19 protein-coding genes are annotated in these 21,651 nt (G+C 51.9%); 3 read left to right on the top strand and 16 right to left on the bottom strand.

The window, feature by feature from the left end; genetic code table 11:
- Positions 1-76 precede the first annotated feature (76 nt).
- The 12 genes from nuoL to lrhA form a co-directional block, all read right to left on the bottom strand.
- Positions 77-1,924: an NADH-quinone oxidoreductase subunit L gene (gene nuoL / locus ACN28R_RS03300; RefSeq protein WP_095833569.1), complete on the bottom strand. Its 1,848-nt coding sequence runs from the start codon at positions 1,922-1,924 to the stop codon at positions 77-79.
- Positions 1,921-2,223, bottom strand: a complete 303-nt coding sequence (gene nuoK, locus ACN28R_RS03295; protein WP_048638113.1) for an NADH-quinone oxidoreductase subunit NuoK — start codon at positions 2,221-2,223, stop codon at positions 1,921-1,923. The genes nuoL and nuoK overlap by 4 nt, the downstream gene beginning before the upstream one ends.
- Entirely contained in the window at positions 2,220-2,780 is a 561-nt protein-coding gene (gene nuoJ / locus ACN28R_RS03290) for an NADH-quinone oxidoreductase subunit J (protein WP_095833568.1), read from the bottom strand. The genes nuoK and nuoJ overlap by 4 nt, the downstream gene beginning before the upstream one ends.
- 9 nt (positions 2,781-2,789) lie before the next feature.
- Positions 2,790-3,332, bottom strand: a complete 543-nt coding sequence (gene nuoI, locus ACN28R_RS03285) for an NADH-quinone oxidoreductase subunit NuoI (RefSeq protein WP_095833567.1) — start codon at positions 3,330-3,332, stop codon at positions 2,790-2,792.
- 14 nt (positions 3,333-3,346) lie between these two features.
- Positions 3,347-4,324, bottom strand: coding sequence for an NADH-quinone oxidoreductase subunit NuoH (gene nuoH / locus ACN28R_RS03280; protein WP_095833566.1), 978 nt, complete (start codon positions 4,322-4,324; stop codon positions 3,347-3,349).
- Positions 4,321-7,047 carry an NADH-quinone oxidoreductase subunit NuoG gene (nuoG, locus tag ACN28R_RS03275; RefSeq protein WP_095835712.1) on the bottom strand — a complete coding sequence of 909 codons (2,727 nt, stop codon included), beginning with the start codon at positions 7,045-7,047 and terminating at the stop codon, positions 4,321-4,323. The genes nuoH and nuoG overlap by 4 nt, the downstream gene beginning before the upstream one ends.
- A gap of 127 nt (positions 7,048-7,174) precedes the next feature.
- Positions 7,175-8,524, bottom strand: coding sequence for an NADH-quinone oxidoreductase subunit NuoF (nuoF, locus tag ACN28R_RS03270; RefSeq protein WP_048638108.1), 1,350 nt, complete (start codon positions 8,522-8,524; stop codon positions 7,175-7,177).
- Complete coding sequence (nuoE, locus tag ACN28R_RS03265; protein WP_048638107.1) at positions 8,521-9,069, bottom strand: NADH-quinone oxidoreductase subunit NuoE; 549 nt, start codon at positions 9,067-9,069, stop codon at positions 8,521-8,523. The genes nuoF and nuoE overlap by 4 nt, the downstream gene beginning before the upstream one ends.
- 2 nt (positions 9,070-9,071) lie before the next feature.
- Positions 9,072-10,871 carry an NADH-quinone oxidoreductase subunit C/D gene (nuoC, locus tag ACN28R_RS03260; protein ID WP_048638106.1) on the bottom strand — a complete coding sequence of 600 codons (1,800 nt, stop codon included), beginning with the start codon at positions 10,869-10,871 and terminating at the stop codon, positions 9,072-9,074.
- A 98-nt stretch (positions 10,872-10,969) separates the two neighbouring features.
- Entirely contained in the window at positions 10,970-11,644 is a 675-nt protein-coding gene (locus ACN28R_RS03255) for a NuoB/complex I 20 kDa subunit family protein (RefSeq protein ID WP_048638105.1), read from the bottom strand.
- A gap of 16 nt (positions 11,645-11,660) precedes the next feature.
- A complete protein-coding gene (locus tag ACN28R_RS03250) occupies positions 11,661-12,101 on the bottom strand; it encodes an NADH-quinone oxidoreductase subunit A (RefSeq protein ID WP_048638104.1) in 441 nt (146 codons plus the stop codon).
- Positions 12,102-12,772: 671 nt separating this feature from the next.
- Positions 12,773-13,684 (bottom strand): transcriptional regulator LrhA, encoded by a 912-nt coding sequence (lrhA, locus tag ACN28R_RS03245; RefSeq protein ID WP_048639855.1) that lies wholly within the window; start codon positions 13,682-13,684, stop codon positions 12,773-12,775.
- Positions 13,685-14,179: 495 nt separating this feature from the next.
- Here lrhA and ACN28R_RS03240 point away from each other — a divergent pair, with 495 nt between their 5' ends.
- Together ACN28R_RS03240 and yfbR are read left to right on the top strand one after the other, a co-directional pair.
- Positions 14,180-15,394, top strand: coding sequence for a pyridoxal phosphate-dependent aminotransferase (locus ACN28R_RS03240; RefSeq protein WP_048638103.1), 1,215 nt, complete (start codon positions 14,180-14,182; stop codon positions 15,392-15,394).
- Positions 15,395-15,504: 110 nt separating this feature from the next.
- Complete coding sequence (yfbR, locus tag ACN28R_RS03235) at positions 15,505-16,104, top strand: 5'-deoxynucleotidase (protein ID WP_048638102.1); 600 nt, start codon at positions 15,505-15,507, stop codon at positions 16,102-16,104.
- Positions 16,105-16,134: 30 nt separating this feature from the next.
- Here yfbR and ACN28R_RS03230 read toward each other — a convergent pair whose 3' ends face one another.
- The 4 genes from ACN28R_RS03230 to yfbV form a co-directional block, all read right to left on the bottom strand.
- Positions 16,135-17,967 carry an SLC13 family permease gene (locus ACN28R_RS03230; protein ID WP_095833565.1) on the bottom strand — a complete coding sequence of 611 codons (1,833 nt, stop codon included), beginning with the start codon at positions 17,965-17,967 and terminating at the stop codon, positions 16,135-16,137.
- A 179-nt stretch (positions 17,968-18,146) separates the two neighbouring features.
- Entirely contained in the window at positions 18,147-18,812 is a 666-nt protein-coding gene (locus ACN28R_RS03225) for a sugar phosphatase (RefSeq protein WP_095833564.1), read from the bottom strand.
- Between the two features lie 21 nt (positions 18,813-18,833).
- Positions 18,834-19,328 (bottom strand): YfbU family protein, encoded by a 495-nt coding sequence (locus ACN28R_RS03220; RefSeq protein ID WP_095833563.1) that lies wholly within the window; start codon positions 19,326-19,328, stop codon positions 18,834-18,836.
- A gap of 159 nt (positions 19,329-19,487) precedes the next feature.
- Positions 19,488-19,943 carry a terminus macrodomain insulation protein YfbV gene (gene yfbV, locus ACN28R_RS03215; RefSeq protein ID WP_048638098.1) on the bottom strand — a complete coding sequence of 152 codons (456 nt, stop codon included), beginning with the start codon at positions 19,941-19,943 and terminating at the stop codon, positions 19,488-19,490.
- Between the two features lie 428 nt (positions 19,944-20,371).
- Between yfbV and ackA the strand changes: the two genes are divergently transcribed.
- A complete protein-coding gene (gene ackA, locus ACN28R_RS03210) occupies positions 20,372-21,574 on the top strand; it encodes an acetate kinase (RefSeq protein WP_048638097.1) in 1,203 nt (400 codons plus the stop codon).
- Positions 21,575-21,651: the final 77 nt, after the last annotated feature.

Genomic DNA, 21,651 nt, shown 5'->3' with positions numbered 1-21,651 from the left:
AAGAAATCTGAAAACTTGCCGTGGCGGGCACTCTCATCAGGAATGCCCTACCCTTCATACGTTCCCGGGTACCGTCTTAAACCAGCAATAGCAGCGCCAGCACAACGACAGCGCCCAATCCCATGGAGGCAACGTACCAGCGCACTTGACCATTTTCGCTCACGGTCAATCCTCTATTTCCCCAACGGGTAAGGAAAGCCGGAATGTTCATCAATGCGTCCAGCGGATCACGTCGCAGCAGCTTCGCAATGGCCAGATAAGGTCTGACAAAAACTTTGTCGTACAGCCAGTCGAAGCCCCATGCATGGAACCACCAGGTTGAGAAGAAACGTCCGGGCGCGCTTTGCGCAATACCACTCACCAGTTGGCGCTTGCCCAACCACAGCGCGGCGGCCAGTAAGATCCCAGCAATGGCGACCACGCCGGAAGTGATTTCCAACGTCATCATCTGTCCGTGTTCAAGCTCGGTGGTTGCCGGCAATACCCCCTGCAACGGCGGCACAATCAGCGCGCCGATAAAGGTGGACAGCACCATTAACACGATCAGCGGTAAATGATGGGAAATCCCTTCGACCTTATGCGCTTTGGTTTTCGCCTCACCGTGGAAAACGATGAAGATCATCCGGAACGTGTACAGCGAAGTCATAAAGGCGCCCACCAGCCCCGCCACCATCAAATTGACGTGACCGTTAGCCCAGGCGCCCGCCAGAATTTCGTCTTTACTAAAGAACCCGGCGGTAACCATCGGCAACGCGGCTAATGCCGCGCCGCCGACCAGGAAGCAGACATACACCAGCGGGATGGTCTTACGCAGACCGCCCATTTTGAAAATGTTCTGCTCGTGGTGACAGGCCAGGATGACCGAACCGGAAGAGAGGAACAGCAACGCTTTAAAAAACGCGTGAGTCATCAGATGGAAAATCGCCGCGTCCCATGCCTGAACCCCCAAAGCCAGAAACATATAACCAATCTGACTCATCGTGGAGTAGGCAAGCACACGTTTAATGTCCGTCTGCACCAGTGCGGCAAACCCTGCCAATACCAGCGTTACCGCACCGATAATACCGACCAGATGTAAAATGTCCGGCGCCATGAGGAACAGGCCGTGGGTACGGGCGATCAGGTACACACCGGCGGTAACCATCGTCGCCGCGTGGATCAACGCAGACACCGGCGTCGGCCCCGCCATCGCATCCGCCAGCCAGGTTTGCAACGGCAACTGAGCGGACTTACCAACCGCGCCGCCCAGCAGCATCAGGGTCGCCCAGGTAATCGCCGGGGAGCCCTCCGCCAGCTGTTGCGGCGCCAGCACCATCAGTTCGCGGAAGTTGAGCGTACCCAGTTCCCGGTAAAGAATGAACAGCGCAAACGCCAGAAAGACATCCCCGACGCGGGTAACCACAAAGGCTTTCATCGCCGCCGCGCCATTTTTCGGATTGGTGTAGTAGAAACCGATCAGCAGATAGCTGCACAGCCCCACCCCTTCCCATCCGAGATACATCAGCAACAGGTTATCAGCCAGAACGAGCACCAGCATGCTGGCGATAAACAGGTTGGTATAGGCAAAGAAACGCGAGTATCCCTCTTCACCGCGCATGTACCAGGATGCATACAGGTGGATGAAGAAACCGACGCCGGTCACAACGGACAGCATCGTGACCGACAGACCGTCAAGCGTCAGCGTAACGCCGATATCAAAGTTGCCAATCGCCATCCATGTCCATAAATGCTGATCAAATACGCTCACGCCCGTATGTTGCTGACCAAGAAAATCGACCACTACCCAGGCGGCCGTCAACGCCGCCAGCCCGACGGAACCGACGCCAACCGTCGCAGAGACATTCTCCGACCAGCGACCGCGGGAAAACGCCAACAGCAGGAACCCAAGCAGCGGGAATAGTATTGTTAAATAGAGTAAGTTCATCCGCGCATCTCACTGACTGTATCAATATTCAGATTCTGGCGGCGGCGGTACAGTTGCAGCAACAGCGCCAACCCGATGCTGGCTTCAGACGCTGCCAGGGTAATCGCCAGAATATACATCACCTGTCCATCCGCCTGATGCCAGTAACTGCCTGCAACCACGAACGCCAACGCCGCGGCGTTGATCATTATTTCAAGGCTTATCAGCATAAACAGCAAGTTACGACGGATAACCAACCCAGTCAGCCCTAAAACGAACAAGATGGCGGCCAAAATCAAACCATGTTGTAACGGAATCATGCGCGTTCCCCTGTTATTTTATTATCAACATTCTGGTTCGCGGTTTCTTTGCCGATGACCTCGCCCCGTTTGTCTTCACGACCAACGTGGAACGCAACCACCAGCCCTGCCAACAGCAGCATTGAAGCCAACTCAACAGCGAGAACATAAGGGCCGAATAAGGTAATACCCACCGACTTGGCGTCCACCATGTCTCCGGTAATGCCCTGGTCATCCAGGCTGAAGATGCCCTTCACTATCACCACCAGCAAAACCAGCGACAATAATGCAGGGCCGATCCATACGCTGGGTTTAAGCCATGCGCGTTCCTGCTCGACCACGGTATTGCCAAGGTTGAGCATCATCACCACAAACACGAACAGCACCATGATGGCGCCCGCGTAAACGATGATCTCCAGCGCCCCCGCGAAGTAAGCGCCCAGCGAGAAAAAGACGCACGCGACGGCGATAAGAGAAACGATCAGATACAACAGCGCATGCACGGGATTGGTATGAGTGATGACGCGCAACGTCGCCACTACTGCAATCAGGCCCGCAATATAAAAAGCGAATTCCATGCTAGCTCCTTAGGGCAATAGGCCTTTAACATCGATAGGTTTAGCTTCGTTTTCAGCTTCGCCTTTATCTTTCCCATCGATCGCCATGCCGGCCATCCGGTAGAAGTTATATTCCGGATATTTACCCGGCCCCGATATCAGCAAATCTTCTTTTTCGTAAACCAGATCCTGGCGTTTGTAATCCCCCATCTCAAAATCCGGCGTCAATTGAATCGCTGTGGTTGGGCAAGCCTCTTCACAAAAGCCGCAGAAAATGCAACGCGAGAAGTTGATACGGAAAAATTCGGGATACCACCGGCCGTCTTTGGTTTCCGCTTTCTGCAAGGAGATGCAGCCGACCGGACAAGCTACCGCACACAGGTTACAGGCCACACAACGCTCAGCGCCATCCGGGTCTCGCGTCAGCACGATACGACCACGGTAACGCGGCGGCGGATTCACTGGTTCTTCTGGATACATTCTGGTTTCGCGCTTTCTGAAAGCGTTCGATCCCACCATACAGATACTGCGTACCTGGGTGCCGAAACCAATCACTAAATCTTTTAATGTCATGGTCCACTCACCCCTTATTGAGCGTTGTACAAAATGACCGCGGCTGTCGCCAGCAGGTTCAATAACGTTATCGGCAGACAGACTTTCCAACCGAAAGCCATCACCTGGTCATAACGCGGACGGGGCAGCGCGGCGCGAATCAGAATAAACATCATCATGAAGAAAGCCGTTTTCAGCGCAAACCAGACAAATGGCGGCAGGAACGGGCCATGCCAGCCTCCGAAGAATAGGGTGACGATAAGTGCGGAAACCGTGACGATACCGATATATTCACCCACGAAGAACAGCCCGAATTTCATACCGGAATATTCAATATGGTAGCCATCCGCCAGTTCCTGCTCTGCTTCAGGCTGGTCAAACGGATGCCGGTGACATACGGCCACCCCCGCAATGGCGAAAGTAAGAAAGCCAAAGAACTGTGGAATGACGTTCCATAAATGCGCTTGCGATTCAACAATATCGCTCATATTGAAAGAACCGGCTTGAGCGACCACCCCCATCAGCGACAGCCCGAGGAACACTTCATAACTCAGCGTCTGGGCGGAAGCACGCACCGCCCCCAGCAATGAGTATTTGTTGTTGCTCGACCAACCGGCAAACAGCACGGCGTAAACCGCCAGCCCCGCCATCATCAGGAAGAACAGGATTCCGATGTTCAGATCCGACACGCCCCAGGTCGGGCTGACCGGCACAATGGCGAAGGAGAGCAATAATGAGGTAAACGCGATCATCGGCGCCAAAGTAAAGATAACCTTGTCGGTAAACCTTGGCACCCAGTCTTCTTTGAAGAACATTTTGATCATGTCGGAGACAAGCTGCAGCGAACCGCCCCAACCCACCCGGTTCGGCCCGTAGCGCCCCTGGAACAGACCCAAAAGCTTACGTTCGCCCATACTCATGAATGCCCCGCAGGTCACCACGACCAGCAGGATAACGACCGCTTTTCCAACAGAACTCAATATTTCCAGGAGATCCGGTGTTAACCAACTCATTGTGCAGCCTCCTGCAGACTCTCAACGGTTGCGCCCGCCAGCACCGGCGCAATACCCGGCAGCCCCAGCGGTAAACCAACCTGTCCCTGACTCAACCCATCACTTAACCGCAGCGGCAGGCGTAACGTCTGACCATCACAGCGCAGTTCAACCAGCGTTCCGGGGTTAACCCCCAGCGCCGCCGCATCCGCCGGATTAACCATGACATAAGGCTCCGGCATACGGCTTTGAATCACCGCTGAGCGCTGTGACATCTCATCACTGCCGAACAGGTGATAATACGGCGCCACACGCCAGCTTCCCGATTGGGCGACAAACGCCGCCGGGATGGTGTCGAAATATCCCAACGAACTTTCACCCGCTTCAATCATCCGTACGCCCGGATCGCCATGGCGGATATGGCCGCCGACTTCATCCTGGAACTTGTTCCAGGCCTGCGGTGAGTTCCATCCTGGCGCCCAGGCAAAAGGAATTTGCTGGCGATCGGCTAACGGACTGTTATTCCCTTCCATAGAGAAGGCGAACATGGTGTCTTTATCCTGTGGCTGACGCGGTTCATGCACGCTGATGTTGGCGCGCATTGCGGTACGCCCACTGGAGCGGTTCGGAGAACGAGCCAGCTTCTGCCCGCGAATTCTGAACGATGCATCAGGCGCAGCCTGTTTAATCGCCGCCAGTTGCGGCATGGCATCAATACAGGCGTCAATGACATGATCGAGCTGCGTCCAGTCGATTTTACGGCTGTTATAGGTGGTAGACAGCGAATGCAGCCAGCGCCAGCTTTCCAACATCACGACACTGTTGTCGTAATAAGCCGGATCATACACCTGGAAGAAGCGCTGGGCGCGGCCTTCCTGATTGACTAACGTACCGTCGCTTTCTGCAAAACTTGCCGCTGACAGAATGATGTTGGCCTTATCCGTGATGCGGGTACGCTGATGATCCAGCACAACCACGTTGCCGGCTTTCGCCAACGCCGCATCAATACGCGCGGCAGGCGCATGGCGATAGAGATCGTTCTCCAACACCACAACGCTGTCAGCCTCGCCGTTTTCCAGTTGCGCCAGCGCATCATTCAATGAGCCGCCGCCCATCATCGACAGGCCAAGACTGTTTGCCGCGGAAGCAACGAAGGTGATGCCGACATCGGAGCCTCGAGACTTAAGCGCTTTCGCCACGTTGGCCGCCGCAGCGATAATGTCTTCGCTGCCGGCGTTGGTGCCGGAAACAATCAGTGGTTTTTTCGCGCCGGCCAACGCCTGAACGATGATATCCACTTTCTGGTCGAGTCCGTCAGCCAGATCCGTCACCGCCGGCGCGTTGTCATCCAACGCATGGGCAATGGCAAATCCCAACCGGGCCTGATCGGCGACCGGCGCACGGTAATTCCAGGCGGCAATATCATCCAGACGGGTATTATCCACGTTAGTGACAAATAGCGGATGTTTGGCATGCTGTCCGATATTCATGATGGCCGCGATCTGCCAGTCAGCCACTTTCTGAGCCGCGGCCATTTCACGCGCTTTACCCTTCACGGCCTGGCGAACCGCTAATGCGATACGGGCTCCCGTCTGAGTCAGATCTTCACCCAGCACCAGAACGGCGTCATAACTTTCGATCTCACGCAAGGCCGGAGTGCGTACACCGCCTTCTTGCAAGACTTTCAGAATCAGCTGCAGACGTTTTTGTTCCTCGTGGGCGATACCGGTATAAAAGTTTTCCGCCCCGACCAGTTCACGTAAAGCAAAGTTGCTTTCAATACTGGCACGCGGTGAACCTATCCCGATAGTTTTCTTGGCCTGACGCAGCACATAGGCCGCCCCTTCCACCGCCTGTTCGGCAGTCAGCGCAACCCAGTCATCGCCTCGACGCTGAAGCGGATGTTTAGGGCGATCTTTCAGATTGACGTAACCATAGCCAAAACGACCGCGATCGCATAAGAAGTAGTGGTTTATGCTGCCGTTGAAGCGGTTTTCAATTCGGCGCAGCTCACCATAACGTTCACCCGGGCTGGTGTTACAGCCAACGCTGCACTGCTGGCAAACGCTTGGGGCAAACTGCATATCCCACTTACGGTTGTAGCGTTCGGAGTGCGTCTTGTCGGTGAATACGCCGGTAGGGCAAACTTCAACCAGGTTACCGGAGAATTCGCTTTCCAACGCGCCATCTTCCAGGCGGCCGAAGTAGACGTTATCATGCGCGCCATAAACGCCAAGGTCGGTGCCATCCGCATAATCTTTGTAGTAGCGAACGCAGCGATAGCAGGCGATGCAACGGTTCATTTCGTGAGAAATGAAGGGGCCGAGATCCTGATTGCGGTGGGTGCGCTTGGTAAAACGATAGCGACGGAAATTTTGTCCTGTCATTACCGTCATATCCTGCAGATGACAGTTCCCCCCCTCCTCACACACCGGACAGTCGTGCGGGTGGTTGGTCATCAGAAACTCGACTATCGTTTTACGGAATAACTTCGCTTCCTCGTCTTCAATCGCAATGAACGTTCCCTCGGTAGCCGGTGTCATACAGGACATCACCAGCCGACCGCGGGTATCCTCCGCGTTCTGGTATTGCGTTACCGCGCACAGGCGGCAAGATCCAACGCTTCCCAGCGCCGGGTGCCAGCAAAAGTAAGGAATATCAAGTCCCAAAGACAGGCAAGCCTCAAGAAGGTTGTCCGCTCCGTTTACTTCATACTCTTTGCCGTCTACATGAATAGTAGCCATAGTCAGCATGCTTCCATAATGGCCCGTGTCGCCACAGGCGCTAATCAAAAATTCTGTTTATGAGGGCGGCTTGTTGGTGCCGCCCGGCGGATACATTTACTGCATCTCGAGCTCATCAGGCGATTGATTACCAGCGCTCTTTCAACAAGTTAGGCTGAATGCCGCCAATCGCTTTAGTGTTACCCAGATATTGTGTAGAAATACCCGCTTCAAACTCATTCCGGAAATATTTGATGGCGCTTTGCAATGGCTCCACCGCGCCCGGCGCATGGGCACAGAAGGTTTTACCTGGCCCCAGGAAGCGGCAAAGCTGCTCCAGCGTTTCGATATCTCCAGGCTGCCCTTCCCCACGCTCCAATGCCCGCAGCAGTTTTACGCTCCACGGCAGGCCATCGCGACAAGGCGTACACCAGCCGCAGGATTCACGGGCAAAGAACTCTTCCAGATTGCGGGTTAAGGAAACCATATTGATTTCATGGTCGACGGCCATCGCCAGTGCGGTACCTAAACGGCTGCCTGCTTTACCGATGTTCTCAAAGTCCATCGGCAAATCGAGATGATCGCTCGTCAGGAAGTCGGTACCGGCGCCGCCCGGCTGCCAGGCTTTCAGTTTCAGTCCGTCACGCATACCACCGGCGTAGTCCTCCAGGATCTCCCGCGCGGTCGTACCGAACGGCAATTCCCACAGGCCCGGATTTTTAACCCGACCGGAAAAGCCCATCAACTTGGTGCCGGCATCTTTACTCTTACCGGCGGACAGCCCCTGATACCACTCCGCGCCGTACTCAATAATGGCCGGAACGTTACACAGCGTTTCCACGTTATTGACGCAGGTCGGCTTGCCCCATGCCCCGGCGGATGCCGGAAACGGCGGTTTGGAACGAGGATTGGCGCGACGCCCTTCCAGCGAGTTAATCAACGCGGTTTCTTCACCGCAGATATAACGGCCGGCCCCCGTATGAACGAACAGTTCGAAATCAAACCCGCTGCCGAGAATGTTTTTGCCCAGAAGACCGGCCTGTTTAGCTTCTTCAATGGCGCGGCGCAGATTCACCGCCGCCTCAATATATTCACCACGCAGGAAGATATAGCCACGGTAGGCTTTCAGGGCAAACGCGCTGATCAACATGCCTTCCACCAGCAAGTGCGGAAGCTCTTCCATCAAAAGGCGGTCTTTATAGGTTCCTGGCTCCATTTCATCTGCGTTACACAGCAGATAACGGATGTTCATGCTTTCGTCTTTCGGCATCAGGCTCCATTTCAGCCCGGTCGAAAAGCCGGCGCCGCCGCGCCCTTTCAGGCCGGAGTCCTTCACCAGAGAAACCACCTCATCCTGCGCCATGCCGCTTAATGCTTTTTTCGCACCGGCATAGCCGTTTTTACTGCGATACTCATCCAGCCAGACCGGTTGTTTGTCATCACGTAAACGCCAGGTCAGAGGATGCTGCTCGGCAGTCAGAACAATGTTTTTACTCATTGGTACTGCTCCAATAACGATTCGATATCTTCAGGCGCCACATGGGTGTAGGTATCGTCGTCAATCATCATTGACGGACCTTTGTCACAGTTACCCAGACAGCAGGTCGGCAGCAGGGTGAAACGACCATCGAACGTCGTCTGCCCTGGCTTAATGCTGAGTTTTCTTTCCAAAGCCGACTTAACGCCTTCGTAGCCATTGATATGACAAACTACGCTATCGCAATAGCGAACAATATGACGCCCCACCGGCTGGCGGAAAATCTGGCTGTAAAATGTCGCCACGCCCTCTACATCGCTGTCTGGAATACCCAACACATCGGCGATGGCTTTGATGGCGCCATCGGGTACCCAGCCGCGCTGCTTCTGCACGATTTTCAGTGCTTCAATCGACGCGGCGCGAGCATCTTCATAGTGGTGTTTTTCCTGCTCAATCGCGTCACGCTCTGCGTCGCTCAGCACAAAAGCCTCTTCTTTCGTCAGTGAATCGGCGGCTGGTTGCCCCAGGGCGTCGATATGATCGGGAGTATTGTTATGATCGTGCATAATTAGCGGTCCACATCAGACATGACAAAATCAATACTGCCGAGGTACACGATCAGATCGGATACCAGACATCCGCGGATGACTGACGGAATCTGCTGCAAATGTGCATAACTCGGCGTGCGAATACGGGTACGGTAGCTCATGGTGCCGCCATCGCTGGTCAGGTAATAACTGTTGATACCCTTGGTGGCTTCAATCATCTGGAATGATTCGTTGGCGGGCATTACCGGCCCCCAGGAAACCTGGAGGAAGTGGTTAATCAGGGTATCGATATGCTGTAGGGTACGCTCTTTTGGCGGCGGCGTAGTCAACGGATGATCGGCTTTAAACGGTCCTTCCGGCATGTTCTTCAAGCACTGCTCCAGAATACGCAGACTCTGACGCAGTTCTTCAACCTTCAACATTACGCGGCTGTAACAGTCGCTGATGCCGTCGCCAACCGGCACTTCAAAGTCAAAGTTTTCGTAGCCGGAATACGGACGACGTTTACGTATGTCGAAATCAATACCGGTAGCACGCAAACCCGCACCCGTTACCCCCCACTCCAGCGCTTCTTTCGCGTTGTAGGCGGCAACCCCCTGCGTACGGCCTTTCAGGATAGTGTTCTGCAAGGCGGCTTTAACATAGGTATCCAGACGTGACGGCATCCAATCGAGGAACTCACGCAGCAGACGTTCCCAACCGCGCGGCAGATCGTGCGCCACCCCACCAATACGGAACCACGCCGGATGCATACGGAACCCGGTAATGGCTTCAACCAAATCGTAAATTTTCTGGCGATCGGTGAAGGCGAAGAACACCGGCGTCATGGCGCCGACGTCCTGAATAAACGTACTGATATAAAGCAGGTGGCTGTTGATGCGAAATAGCTCGGACAGCATGACGCGAATCGTTTTGACGCGTTCCGGCACCTCTATGCCCGCCAATTTCTCGACGGCCAGCACATACGGCATCTCATTGACGCAGCCGCCCAGATACTCGATACGGTCGGTATAAGGGATATAGCTGTGCCAAGACTGGCGTTCGCCCATTTTTTCCGCGCCGCGATGGTGGTAGCCCACATCCGGAACGCAGTCGAGGATCTCTTCACCATCCAACTGCAAAATCAGACGAAAAGCGCCGTGCGATGATGGGTGGTTCGGCCCCATGTTAAGGAACATGAAGTCTTCATTTTCGGTGCCGCGCTTCATGCCCCAGGCTTCGGGTTTAAAGGTCAGCGACTCCATTTCCAAATCTTCTTTCTGCTTGGTCAGCACGAAAGGATCGAATTCGGTGGCGCGAGCCGGATAGTCTTTACGTAACGGGTGACCTTCCCAGGTATGCGGCATCATGATGCGCGTTAAATGGGGATGTCCGTCAAACGTCATGCCGAACATTTCCCAGGTTTCCCTCTCATACCAGTTGGCATTAGGGAACAGGCCGGTCATGGTCGGCAGGTGCATATCACCTTCGACCAGCGCCACTTTCAACATGATGTCGCGGTTGCGTTCAATGGAAATCAGGTGGTAAAAAACGGAGAAATCCGCGGCAGGCAAACCTTCACGATGCGTACGCAAGCGCTCGTCCACACCATGCAAGTCAAACAGCATCACATACGGTTTCGGCTGTTTTTTCAGGAAGGAGACGACTTCCAGTAATTGCTCACGTTTAACCCACACGACGGGAAGGCCCGTGCGCGTTGCCTGTACAGTAAATGCTTCTGGCCCAAAACGGTTGCACAGTTCGCTAATAACCGGATCATCAAGGTGATCGCGAGTTTGCCAGGCGGGCATAGCGATATCGTGCGTCGTTAAATCTGTCATAAATATGTCACCACATTAAATGTGCTATTTCTGTATCTGATTGTGGCCGCACACTATTATCGTGATATTACGCGACCGGCATATTCATCATTTACAGGTCAAATCTCGTCGGGCGAACGCAGGTTGGTCACTGCGATACGCTCACCGCGTTTACGTTCTTTTTCAGACTGCATATTGGCACGATAAACGCCTTGTTCCCCTACAACCCATGACAGAGGGCGACGCTCTTTACCAATTGATTCTTTCAGCAGCAACAGCGCTTGTATATAGGCTTCGGGACGCGGCGGACAACCAGGGATATAAACGTCAACAGGCAGGAATTTATCGACGCCCTGTACAACAGAATAGATATCGTACATACCGCCGGAGTTCGCACAGGCGCCCATGGAGATAACCCACTTGGGCTCGAGCATCTGCTCGTACAAACGTTGGATAACCGGCGCCATTTTGGTGAAGCAGGTTCCCGCCACGACCATAAAGTCGGCCTGACGCGGCGACGCGCGCAATACTTCAGAACCGAAACGGGCAACGTCATGTACAGCGGTAAACGATGTCACCATTTCAACATAGCAACAGGAAAGGCCGAAGTTATAAGGCCAAAGAGAGTTTTTACGACCCCAGTTCACCGTATCATGAAGAGCATGCTCCAGCTTGCCCATATAGACACTGCGGTGAACATGTTGCTCCAGAGGGTCGGAAACGATCTCCTGCCGTTGCAGGGGATAACGGTCATTCTCACCGTCCGGCTCTATGCGGGTGAGCGTATAGTCCATCTTAAATGCCTCGCTGTTACTGCTGATGATTGTTGGTAATGTTTATGATGTCTGATTTAACGACCTGTCTCTTGGAACGCGCGGGGATCCAATCCAGCGCCCCAATCCGAACCAGGTAGATCAAACCAGCCAGCAACACCAAAATGAAAATGGTTGCTTCGATAAAGCCAATCCAGCCGCTTTCTCTAATAGAGACGGCCCAGGCATAGAGATATAAGGCTTCAACATCGAAGATAACGAAAAACATGGCGACCAGATAAAATTTGGCGGACAGGCGCATACGCGCTGAGCCTACCGCATCAATCCCTGATTCATAAGGTACGTTTTTGGCCCTGGCCCTTGCTCTGCCGCCAAGTAAAAAACCGCCTGTCAGCATGAAGCCGCACAGGCCCACGGCAATAATCAGGAATAGCGCAAATGCCCAATGATGGGCGAGGACTTCTGTAGTTGTTGACATACTCGTTGCTTACTCATCAAAAGTGGCCAGTAACATCTGCTCTTTTTCGGCAGCTAAGCACCACATCGATTAAAAGGAAGGATAAAAGACCACACAAAACGCACGGAAACGTGTCAGGTCAACAGGCATTTGATATGGTCGAACCCCTAATTCTGTAACCTTTTTTCAACCTTACTAAAGGTAACAGTATATCAGTTTACATGCACACAGTTTTGTTAACACTCACATTCTCGTTTTCAGCTAAATCGAGTCAATGTTTGTTGTTCGTTAACAAATTGGAATCATCTTCAACTCAGCTTCACCCCACCACTATACCATTTTCAAAATGGATTCCTGTTCGCCCATAGTGTTATTAGGGGCATTTTTTGACTCAGAACACATTTTTGGGAATTTAGTTAGTAAAAAAATTGAAGGTAGAAAAAACATGCGGCAGTAATTTTTTTTGCAACAATGGTTTAAAAAAAAGAACCGGCGTTTTATAAATAATGATGCGCTAGGTATGTGACATTCCTCACTCTTCTACGGATAGGCGTGATGGGAGAGAAGGTGTAGATGGGTTATCTGGAGGCGTTTTATCGACGACAATGCCATTAGTGCGCCACGGCCATTATTCGGGCGAGTCCTTTCGCCCCGAACAATGTCTGACCGTTACACCATTATATAACGTCCTTCTATATAATATCCTTCAATGGGGCATCGATTACCGGCTCACGATATTTACTGCCGGAACCAATCACATCAAAAATCGCCGTTGACAGCTCATTTTCATGATGCGGATTCTTACACAGGTAATAGTGAGTGTCCGGCAGTCTGGGAAAGCCATCCTCCTCACCCAGCACTCTTAAGCCCGGGCTCATCATCTCGGCCGAACGAACCGTCACGCCCAGGCCCGCCTTAACAGCGGCACGGACGGCTGATAACGTTGACGCCACGTAGGCAATTCGCCAGGGGATCCCCATCGCATCCAGAGACTCCAGCGCCGATGTTCGAAAAGGGCTAGGGTCATCCATTACAACAAGCGAAACCGGATCCTCTGGTCTGAATTGATAATCAGCAGCGCAATACCATAGCGTTGGAGAGGTCCGTAATAAAACATGGGGATATACCTTACTGTTCATCGTGGTGATCACCAGATCAATTTTCCCTTGATGTAGCATCTCCAACATTTCCGCGCTTCGCTTCACGTTAATGTCTATTGATAATTTAGGAAAAACAGATGTTACCCGGTGTAAAATATAAGGAAGAATGGCATCAACAGTATCATCAGAAGCGCCGATGGTAAGCGCGCCCTGAATATCACTGAACATTAATGAAGTACATGCTTCGTCATTAAACTGTAATATTTTTCTCGCATATCCAAGAAACTGGATACCATGTTCGGTCAACAGCTTGTTGCGCCCGTGACGGGCAAACAGCTCCTTTCCAATGAGTTGCTCTAAACGTTGCATTTGTTGACTGACAGCCGATTGGGTACGACGTACAGCAACAGCAGCGGCTGCAAAAGTGTTCAAATCTGCAACAGCGACAAACGTTCTCAATAGATCAAGATCGAGATTAATTACTGGTCGATTTGCGTTGGTCATACGATTCATCACTTATCTATTTTAATTTTTAACAAAAACATTCCTGGTGTTTTATTACATGTAATGGTAACAACCCATACACTTTAAAGACACTATCGCAGACGCACCATAAGGGCAAAAAAATACTTATATTTCGTTACCACAATCGCCTTTTCAATTGATGAGCTGTCATTGTATTAAATGCTTCACCTCCTTAAATTCTCAATCTGATAAAATCACTTTTCTTTTTTCATTCAGTAAAATAAATGATCACCATTTTTTAAATAATCAGGCGTGATATTTTCATCACGCAACCCTTCTCTTTCGACAAAAAACAATCACCTCCCTACAGTATCGCACCCATGGACTAGTACACAACCATATAGTGTATAAGCAAAATAATTTGCAGGAAAAGCGATAATCATTCTTCAAAAGGTACTACGGGAGGAGTACATTGAGCAGGTTATGCTATTCCACATGGGAATACGCTTTTCCTGCAAAAGGTTTGTGATATATATGTCCCCGATTGAAAAATCCAAGAAGCTGGAGAACGTTTGCTATGACATCCGTGGTCCGGTTCTCAAGGAAGCCAAACGTCTTGAAGAAGAAGGCAATAAAGTCCTTAAGCTGAACATTGGCAATCCAGCACCTTTCGGTTTTGACGCTCCCGATGAAATTCTGGTTGATGTTATCCGCAACCTACCGACGGCGCAGGGTTACTGTGATTCCAAAGGTCTTTACTCCGCGCGTAAAGCCATCGTACAGCACTATCAGGCCAGAGATATGCGTGATATGACGGTCGAGGATGTCTATATCGGCAACGGGGTCTCTGAACTAATAGTGCAATCCATGCAGGCATTGCTGAATGCGGATGACGAGATGCTGGTTCCGGCGCCAGACTATCCCCTGTGGACCGCTGCGGTATCGTTATCCAACGGTAACGCCGTACATTATCTCTGTGACGAAGCATCTGACTGGTTTCCCGATCTGGATGACATCCGTAAAAAAATCACGCCACACACTCGCGGCATTGTCATTATCAATCCCAACAATCCTACGGGGGCGGTATATAGCAAAGAGCTGCTGATGGAAATCGTGGCGATCGCCCGCGAACATAATCTGATTATCTTCGCCGATGAAATCTATGACAAAATTCTGTACGACGATGCCCAGCACCATTCGATTGCCGCACTGGCGCCGGATTTATTGACCGTCACGTTTAACGGTTTATCAAAAACCTATCGTGTGGCGGGTTTCCGTCAGGGATGGATGGTGCTGAACGGTCCGAAAAAACACGCCAAAGGATATATCGAAGGGTTGGAAATGCTGGCATCCATGCGCCTGTGCGCCAACGTGCCGATGCAGCATGCCATTCAGACCGCCATTGGCGGTTATCAGAGCATCAGCGAATTCATTCAACCGGGCGGACGGTTATATGAACAACGTAACCGGGCCTGGGAGTTAATTAACCAGATCCCCGGCGTATCCTGCGTTAAACCGCAAGGCGCGCTTTATATGTTTCCGCGCATCGATGCCAAGCATTTTAATATTCATGACGATCAGAAGTTAGTGTTGGATCTTCTTTTGCAGGAAAAAGTCCTGTTGGTTCAGGGAACGGCATTTAACTGGCCTTATCCGGACCATGTCCGCATCGTCACCCTGCCCCGTGTTGACGAACTTGATCTGGCGGTGCAAAAACTGGGCCGCTTCCTGGAGCACTACCGCCAATAACGCGTTTCCCCGGCGTCGGTAGCGATTATTACGCCGACGCTGCGGGTTTGCATAATCCCCGCCAAGTGCCCACAATAGATCCCCATTGTGCTGTTGTCTGAGAGATAGTTATGAATCAGAGTCACTTTTTTGCCCATTTATCCCGTCTGAAACTCATCAGCCGTTGGCCGCTGATGCGTAACGTCCGCACGGAAAATGTATCAGAGCACAGCCTGCAGGTTGCCTTTGTCGCCCACGCGCTGGCAGTGATAAAAAACCGTAAATTCAATGGCAACCTCAATGCCGAACGTATCGCTTTACTGGCGATGTATCACGATGCCAGCGAGGTGCTGACAGGCGATATGCCAACGCCCATCAAATATTACAATGCGCAGATCGCCCACGAATATAAGAAGATCGAAAAGATTGCCCGACAGAAACTGATCGATATGCTGCCGGCGGAGCTACGGCAGGACTATCAATCATTGCTGGACGAACAGCATATGAGCGAAGATGAACGGGCCATCGTTAAGCAAGCCGATGCGCTGTGCGCCTATTTGAAATGTCTGGAAGAGCTGTCAGCGGGCAACACGGAATTTACGCTGGCCAAAGCCCGGCTGGAAAAAACATTACAACAGCGCCAAAGCCCGGAGATGGACTACTTTATGACGGTGTTCATCCCCAGTTTCAGTTTATCGCTGGACGAAATAAGCCAGGACTCACCGCTGTAATCAGTATCAACGCCGATAGATACCTGCTTCTCAGAAAGGGTAAAGCCACGGAACCATCATTACGCTGACGAACATAACCAGCACGGTGAATGGTACGCCGATACGTAAAAAATCACCGAACTTATACCCCCCCGGCGCCAGCACCAGCGTATTCACCGGTGAGGAAACCGGGGTCATAAATGCAGCGGAAGCCGCAATCGCAATGATCATGGCAAAAGGATAAGGAGAAACGTCCATCTGATTCGCCGCGGCGATGGCAATGGGCGCCATTAACACGGCAGTCGCAGTATTGGAAATAAACAGGCCGATAACGGCACACAGGATAAACAAGCACACCAACATCACATGAGGCCCTGAGTCCCCGGCGACATCCATCAGTCCACGCACAATCAGCGAGACGCCGCCCGTTTGCTGCAACGCCAGTGCGAAGGGCATCATTCCCACAATCAGGATGATGCTGGGCCAGTGAATCGAGCGGTAGGCGCTTTCCATATCGATGCAGCGGAATTTCCCCATTAATAAGCATGCGATCAGCGCCGCGATGGCGTTAGGAATTTCGTCCGTCAACATCATGGCGACCATCAAAGCCAGACAGAATAACGCATGCGGCGCCTGACTGATGGCCGGCGCCACGTCATCCACTTCCGCAGGCAGATTAAGCAGCAGAAAGTCATTTTTCTGCATATGCAATTGACGGATCATGCGCCAGTCACCGATGACCAGCAAAATATCGCCCAACTGAAGCTGTTCGTCAGCCAGGATCCCGTCCATGGCTTCACCATTGCGGCGGATCCCTACCACGCTCAAACCGTAGCGGCTGCGAAAGCCAACCTCGTAAAGGGTTTTACCTAACAGCTCAGAATCGGGGATTAAAGAGACTTCCGCCATCCCCACATCGCGCGACTGTTCGGAGAAATACTCGCCGCGCAGCACCATCGGCTCCAGCCGCTGCGACGTGCAGAATTCACGCAAATCGACGTCGGAGGTGGACATATCAATCAGCAACACATCATTCAGCCGCAGTTCGGTATTCCCCGCCACGCTGACCATGACGCGCCGAAATTTACGCCAACGTTCAATGCCGACGATATTCGCGCCGTAACGTTGACGTAACCGCAGATCGTCAAGCCGGTGGCCAATAAAAGGAGAACCCGGACGGATCGCCAAACGCCGCGCCCTGCCCGTTAGTTTGTAATCGCGGATCAGATCGCGGAACGTTTTTCTTTTCCAGATATCTTTTGTCGCTTCCGTCGTGGCATCACTGAGCAAATATCGAGCTACCGTCATGTATGCGACACCGATCAACAGCACCACGATGCCGATTGGCGTCACACTGAAGAATCCGAACCCGGCGATACCTTCCCGCATCAGCTCGCTGTTTACCACCATGTTGGGCGGGGTGGCCACCAACGTCATCATCCCGCTGATCAGCCCGGCAAAGCTCAGCGGCATCAGCAACCGCGCCGGGGATGTCTTCATGCGGGCCGAAACGCTAAGCACCACGGGAATAAAGATCGCCACCACACCGGTCGAGCTCATAAATGCGCCTAGCAGCGTAACCGTGACCATCAGCAGCACCAACATTTTTAGCTCACTCTTACCGGCGGCGCGTACCAGCCAGTCGCCAACCTGATAAGCCACGCCGGTACGAACCAGGCCTTCTCCTATCACAAACAAGGCGGCAATCAGAATAACGTTGGGATCGCTAAAACCTACCAATGCCTCGGATAGCGTCAATGTTCCGCTCAGAACAAAGGCAATAATGACCAACAGCGCAACAACATCCATGCGTAATTTATTGGTGGTAAACAACACAATGGCGATCAGCAACAGGGATAGAACCCAGAGAAGTTCGCTATTCAAAACGGTACCCCTGATGGAAAGATATTCATTGATAGGAATGTGTGCCTATGAAAAGTGCCGCCGCATTTTCTAATGCCGCCCAACGTTAATAAGAAAAGTGGCGGACCAAAATAGTCTGCCATAAAAAAACCTCGCAGACGCGAGGTTTGATCATATTTAGTCGCGCTTTTATCAGTAAGTTAGCGGTCATTACGATTAAGAGCGATGCGAACGCCATCGGAGCAGGCTTCTAACCGCAATTGCTCTAACGAATCCAAAACCAGATCGACCTGATCCAGCTTTGGCGTATCCGCCGGCGCGTTGACCGCAATAACCTTGCACCCCGCCGCCAGCCCGGATAATACGCCGGCGGGAGCATCTTCAACGACAACGCAATCCTCTGGTTTCAGGCCCAACCGCTGTGCGCCTAATAAGTAGGCGTCCGGATTCGGTTTACCCCGAGATACCTGCTCAGCGGTGATAAAGGCTTTTGGCACAGGCAACTCACCCGCTTTATGACGGGTCGAGGCAATAGGCACCGAACCCGAGGTAACGATCGCCCAGGGAATACCCAACTCATCCAGCCTCGCCAGCAGGGCTTTAGCGCCGGGCATGGCAACAATACCTTGCGTATCTGTCGCTTCAATTTTCTCCAGCGCGGCAAACTCCCGCTGGATGGTTTCCTCGCTCTCGCCTTTGAGGAAATGGCGCAGAGACGTTATCGCCTGTTTGCCATGAATGAAGTCGCAAACTTCTTGTGGCTCGATACCATGCTCTTTCGCCCAGAGAGTCCAGGATCGTTCCACGGCCGGCAGTGAATCAACCAGCGTACCATCCAAATCGAACAGAAAACCTTTACACTCCACAAAAGACCCCTTTGCAATCAATCAGGCGTTAATGATTTGTGCAATCTCAACCGCACTCAAGTGATATTGGCGTGGGCAAGACTGCCAGACAGCCAGCATTCTGGCATATTTATCCCACATTTTAGTCTGCGCATTAAAACCATGTGTGCCGGAATCGAAATGCGGATAGCGCCCTTCCACATGCACCATAAAGCGGACAAAACCGAGATAACGGGCTTCCGTCGCGGCATCAAAGCCTAAAAAGGTCAGACGTCGTTCCTCAATCCCTTGTTTATCTTTCAGATTCCCCCAGGACACCTGCAATGCATGATGCATTTCCATAATGTTGATAATCATACGGCAGACGTCTTCACTCAAATCGCCAAACTCACGATCCAACTCTCGCATCTGTAAACCATAGCCGCGCTCAATGATGGTTTGCAGCCGGCGATAGCGTTCAGCATTCTCCGGATCAAGCATCGTCATCATTTTATATTGATTTGAAAGGATCAATCTCTGGGCATTCGTCATTTCCATCGTGCTCTCCTGAACCTCATTCCGGCATATCAACAATTATTTTGAAAAAAGAATCGCACACTGCATCGCACCGAGATAGCCGTAGCACCCGATTTTTTGATTTGAAACAGTAGGAAGGAAAAAATAGCATTCCGCTCATCATCATCCGTCTGACGAAGATCACAGATCGTCTAGAAATGTTTTATCGAGTTGTTTAAAAGCGCGTTTCAATACATCCGCCAGCGCCTGGTAGGTCGGTGCTTCTTCCAGCGGAGCAAGCGCCAGGCCCGACTCAAGCAGCTTATGGCGAATATCGTGAAACCACTGCAATAATGTGGGCGGCAACGGAGTAACGGAACGGCGCCCTAACCACCACAACCCTTGCATTGGCAGGCTACAGGCAAAAAGCGCGGTTGCGACGGCCGGGCCAATCTGGCCCCCGAGCGCGATTTGCCACGTCAGGGTAAACACCGCCAGCGGCGGCATAAACCGAATGGCGAACTGAGTGGCGCGCGCCACCCGATTCTCAGGGAACACCGGAGCCAAACGTTTATCCGCAGGCCAGGTTTTCATATAACGCTGCCCGCGTTGGAGTAACTGTAGCCAACTGATTCGACCGCTAGGCTTCGTTGCCATAGTCACACCTCAACTTTACAGATAAAAAATAAAATTCTTTTCACAAATCAACAACTCAATTTGATAATATCAAAATATATTTTGTGTTTGCCGTACGCTATCGGTATTCTAGTCCGGCCTTTTAGCCGTCTTATTTACTGATGCAGCATGGCTATACGCACGGGATACCCTTCCTGCTAAAAACATCGTAAACAGCCATCGGCGGTATGATTCAACACGCCCTTGACTGCGGACTTCATAAGGCCTTCACCGTGTTATTATACTGTAAATAAGGTATAACATACTCGGTAATATTGGCGCTTTTTTCACCGTCATATCAGGTGTATCACACCAGGGTGTGATTTTAATCATAAATGCCAGCCGAAAGATAAGATACGCTAGGATCCGTTTGGCATTTTTTTAACCATATATAACAAGTAGGTACTTCCATGTCGAGTAAGTTAGTACTGGTTCTTAACTGTGGTAGTTCATCTCTGAAGTTTGCCATCATCGATGCGATTAACGGGGAGGAATACCTGTCTGGTCTGGCCGAGTGTTTCCACCTTCCTGAAGCCCGTATCAAATGGAAAATGGATGGGGGTAAACAAGAAGCCGCACTGGGTGCTGGCGCTGCTCACAGCGAGGCGCTGAACTTCATCGTTAATACCATTCTTTCTCAAAAACCAGAACTGTCCGAGCAACTGGTTGCCATTGGCCATCGTATTGTTCACGGCGGTGAAAAATTCACTCAGTCCGCGATCATTAATGATAGTGTCTTGCAAGGTATCAAGGAAGCCATACCTTTTGCACCACTGCATAACCCGGCCCACCTGATCGGCATCGCAGAAGCACTGAAGTCGTTCCCCAAATTGACTGATAAAAATGTGGCCGTATTCGATACCGCCTTCCATCAGACAATGCCGGAAGAATCCTATCTTTATGCACTGCCGTACAAACTGTATAAAGACCACCATATCCGCCGTTACGGCGCACACGGCACCAGCCACTACTTTGTGACTCAACGTGCGGCTGAAGCGCTGAACAAACCGGTAGAAGAACTGAACGTCATTACCTGTCACCTAGGTAATGGCGGTTCCGTTACCGCGGTACGTAACGGTAAATGTGTTGATACGTCTATGGGTCTTACCCCGCTGGAAGGTCTGGTGATGGGTACCCGTAGTGGCGATATCGACCCAGCGATCGTTTTCCACCTGCATGATTCACTGGGCATGAGCGTAGAGCAAATCAACAAACTGCTGACCAAAGAATCCGGCCTGTTAGGTCTGACCGAAGTCACCAGCGATTGCCGCTACGTTGAAGAAAACTATATGTCCAAAGAAGACGCTAAACGCGCAATGGACGTATATTGCCATCGCTTGGCTAAATACATCGGCGCATACTGCGCGCTGATGGAAGGCCGTTTGGATGCTGTTGTCTTCACCGGCGGTATTGGTGAAAACGCCGCCATGGTACGTGAACTGACGCTGAACAAACTGGGTCTGTTGGGCTTTGAAGTCGATCACGAACGTAACCTGGCAGCCCGTTTTGGCAACGGCGGTAATATCTCCAAAGACGGCAGCCGCCCAGCGCTGGTTATTCCAACCAATGAAGAATTGGTTATCGCTCAAGACGCCCTCCGTCTGACAGCGTAAAATTTGAATCTCAACTCCGTCAGCCCAGGCTGACGGAGTTGCTTTTGACTAACGAGCAACCGCAAAGAGGTTTAGCC

Origin of the sequence: Brenneria goodwinii (genome assembly GCF_002291445.1) — a bacterium.
In the GTDB taxonomy this organism is placed as follows: Bacteria; Pseudomonadota; Gammaproteobacteria; order Enterobacterales; family Enterobacteriaceae; genus Brenneria; species Brenneria goodwinii.
The sequence above is the reverse complement of the archived record's forward strand: the minus strand, read 5'-3'. Positions and strand labels throughout refer to the sequence as shown.

What these genes read in the sequence shown, in the direction of transcription:
- yfbV (WP_048638098.1), bottom strand. Translation starts at nt 19,943, where the DNA reads ATGGCAACGAAGCCTAGCGGTCGAATCAGTTGGCTACAGTTACTCCAA.
- nuoJ (WP_095833568.1), bottom strand. Translation starts at nt 2,780, where the DNA reads ATGGAATTCGCTTTTTATATTGCGGGCCTGATTGCAGTAGTGGCGACG.
- lrhA (WP_048639855.1), bottom strand. Translation starts at nt 13,684, where the DNA reads ATGACCAACGCAAATCGACCAGTAATTAATCTCGATCTTGATCTATTG.
- nuoC (WP_048638106.1), bottom strand. Translation starts at nt 10,871, where the DNA reads ATGACAGATTTAACGACGCACGATATCGCTATGCCCGCCTGGCAAACT.
- ACN28R_RS03220 (WP_095833563.1), bottom strand. Translation starts at nt 19,328, where the DNA reads ATGGAAATGACGAATGCCCAGAGATTGATCCTTTCAAATCAATATAAA.
- ackA (WP_048638097.1), top strand. Translation starts at nt 20,372, where the DNA reads ATGTCGAGTAAGTTAGTACTGGTTCTTAACTGTGGTAGTTCATCTCTG.
- nuoH (WP_095833566.1), bottom strand. Translation starts at nt 4,324, where the DNA reads ATGAGTTGGTTAACACCGGATCTCCTGGAAATATTGAGTTCTGTTGGA.
- nuoI (WP_095833567.1), bottom strand. Translation starts at nt 3,332, where the DNA reads ATGACATTAAAAGATTTAGTGATTGGTTTCGGCACCCAGGTACGCAGT.
- nuoE (WP_048638107.1), bottom strand. Translation starts at nt 9,069, where the DNA reads ATGCACGATCATAACAATACTCCCGATCATATCGACGCCCTGGGGCAA.
- ACN28R_RS03240 (WP_048638103.1), top strand. Translation starts at nt 14,180, where the DNA reads ATGTCCCCGATTGAAAAATCCAAGAAGCTGGAGAACGTTTGCTATGAC.
- nuoG (WP_095835712.1), bottom strand. Translation starts at nt 7,047, where the DNA reads ATGGCTACTATTCATGTAGACGGCAAAGAGTATGAAGTAAACGGAGCG.
- ACN28R_RS03250 (WP_048638104.1), bottom strand. Translation starts at nt 12,101, where the DNA reads ATGTCAACAACTACAGAAGTCCTCGCCCATCATTGGGCATTTGCGCTA.
- yfbR (WP_048638102.1), top strand. Translation starts at nt 15,505, where the DNA reads ATGAATCAGAGTCACTTTTTTGCCCATTTATCCCGTCTGAAACTCATC.
- nuoF (WP_048638108.1), bottom strand. Translation starts at nt 8,524, where the DNA reads ATGAGTAAAAACATTGTTCTGACTGCCGAGCAGCATCCTCTGACCTGG.
- nuoL (WP_095833569.1), bottom strand. Translation starts at nt 1,924, where the DNA reads ATGAACTTACTCTATTTAACAATACTATTCCCGCTGCTTGGGTTCCTG.
- nuoK (WP_048638113.1), bottom strand. Translation starts at nt 2,223, where the DNA reads ATGATTCCGTTACAACATGGTTTGATTTTGGCCGCCATCTTGTTCGTT.
- ACN28R_RS03255 (WP_048638105.1), bottom strand. Translation starts at nt 11,644, where the DNA reads ATGGACTATACGCTCACCCGCATAGAGCCGGACGGTGAGAATGACCGT.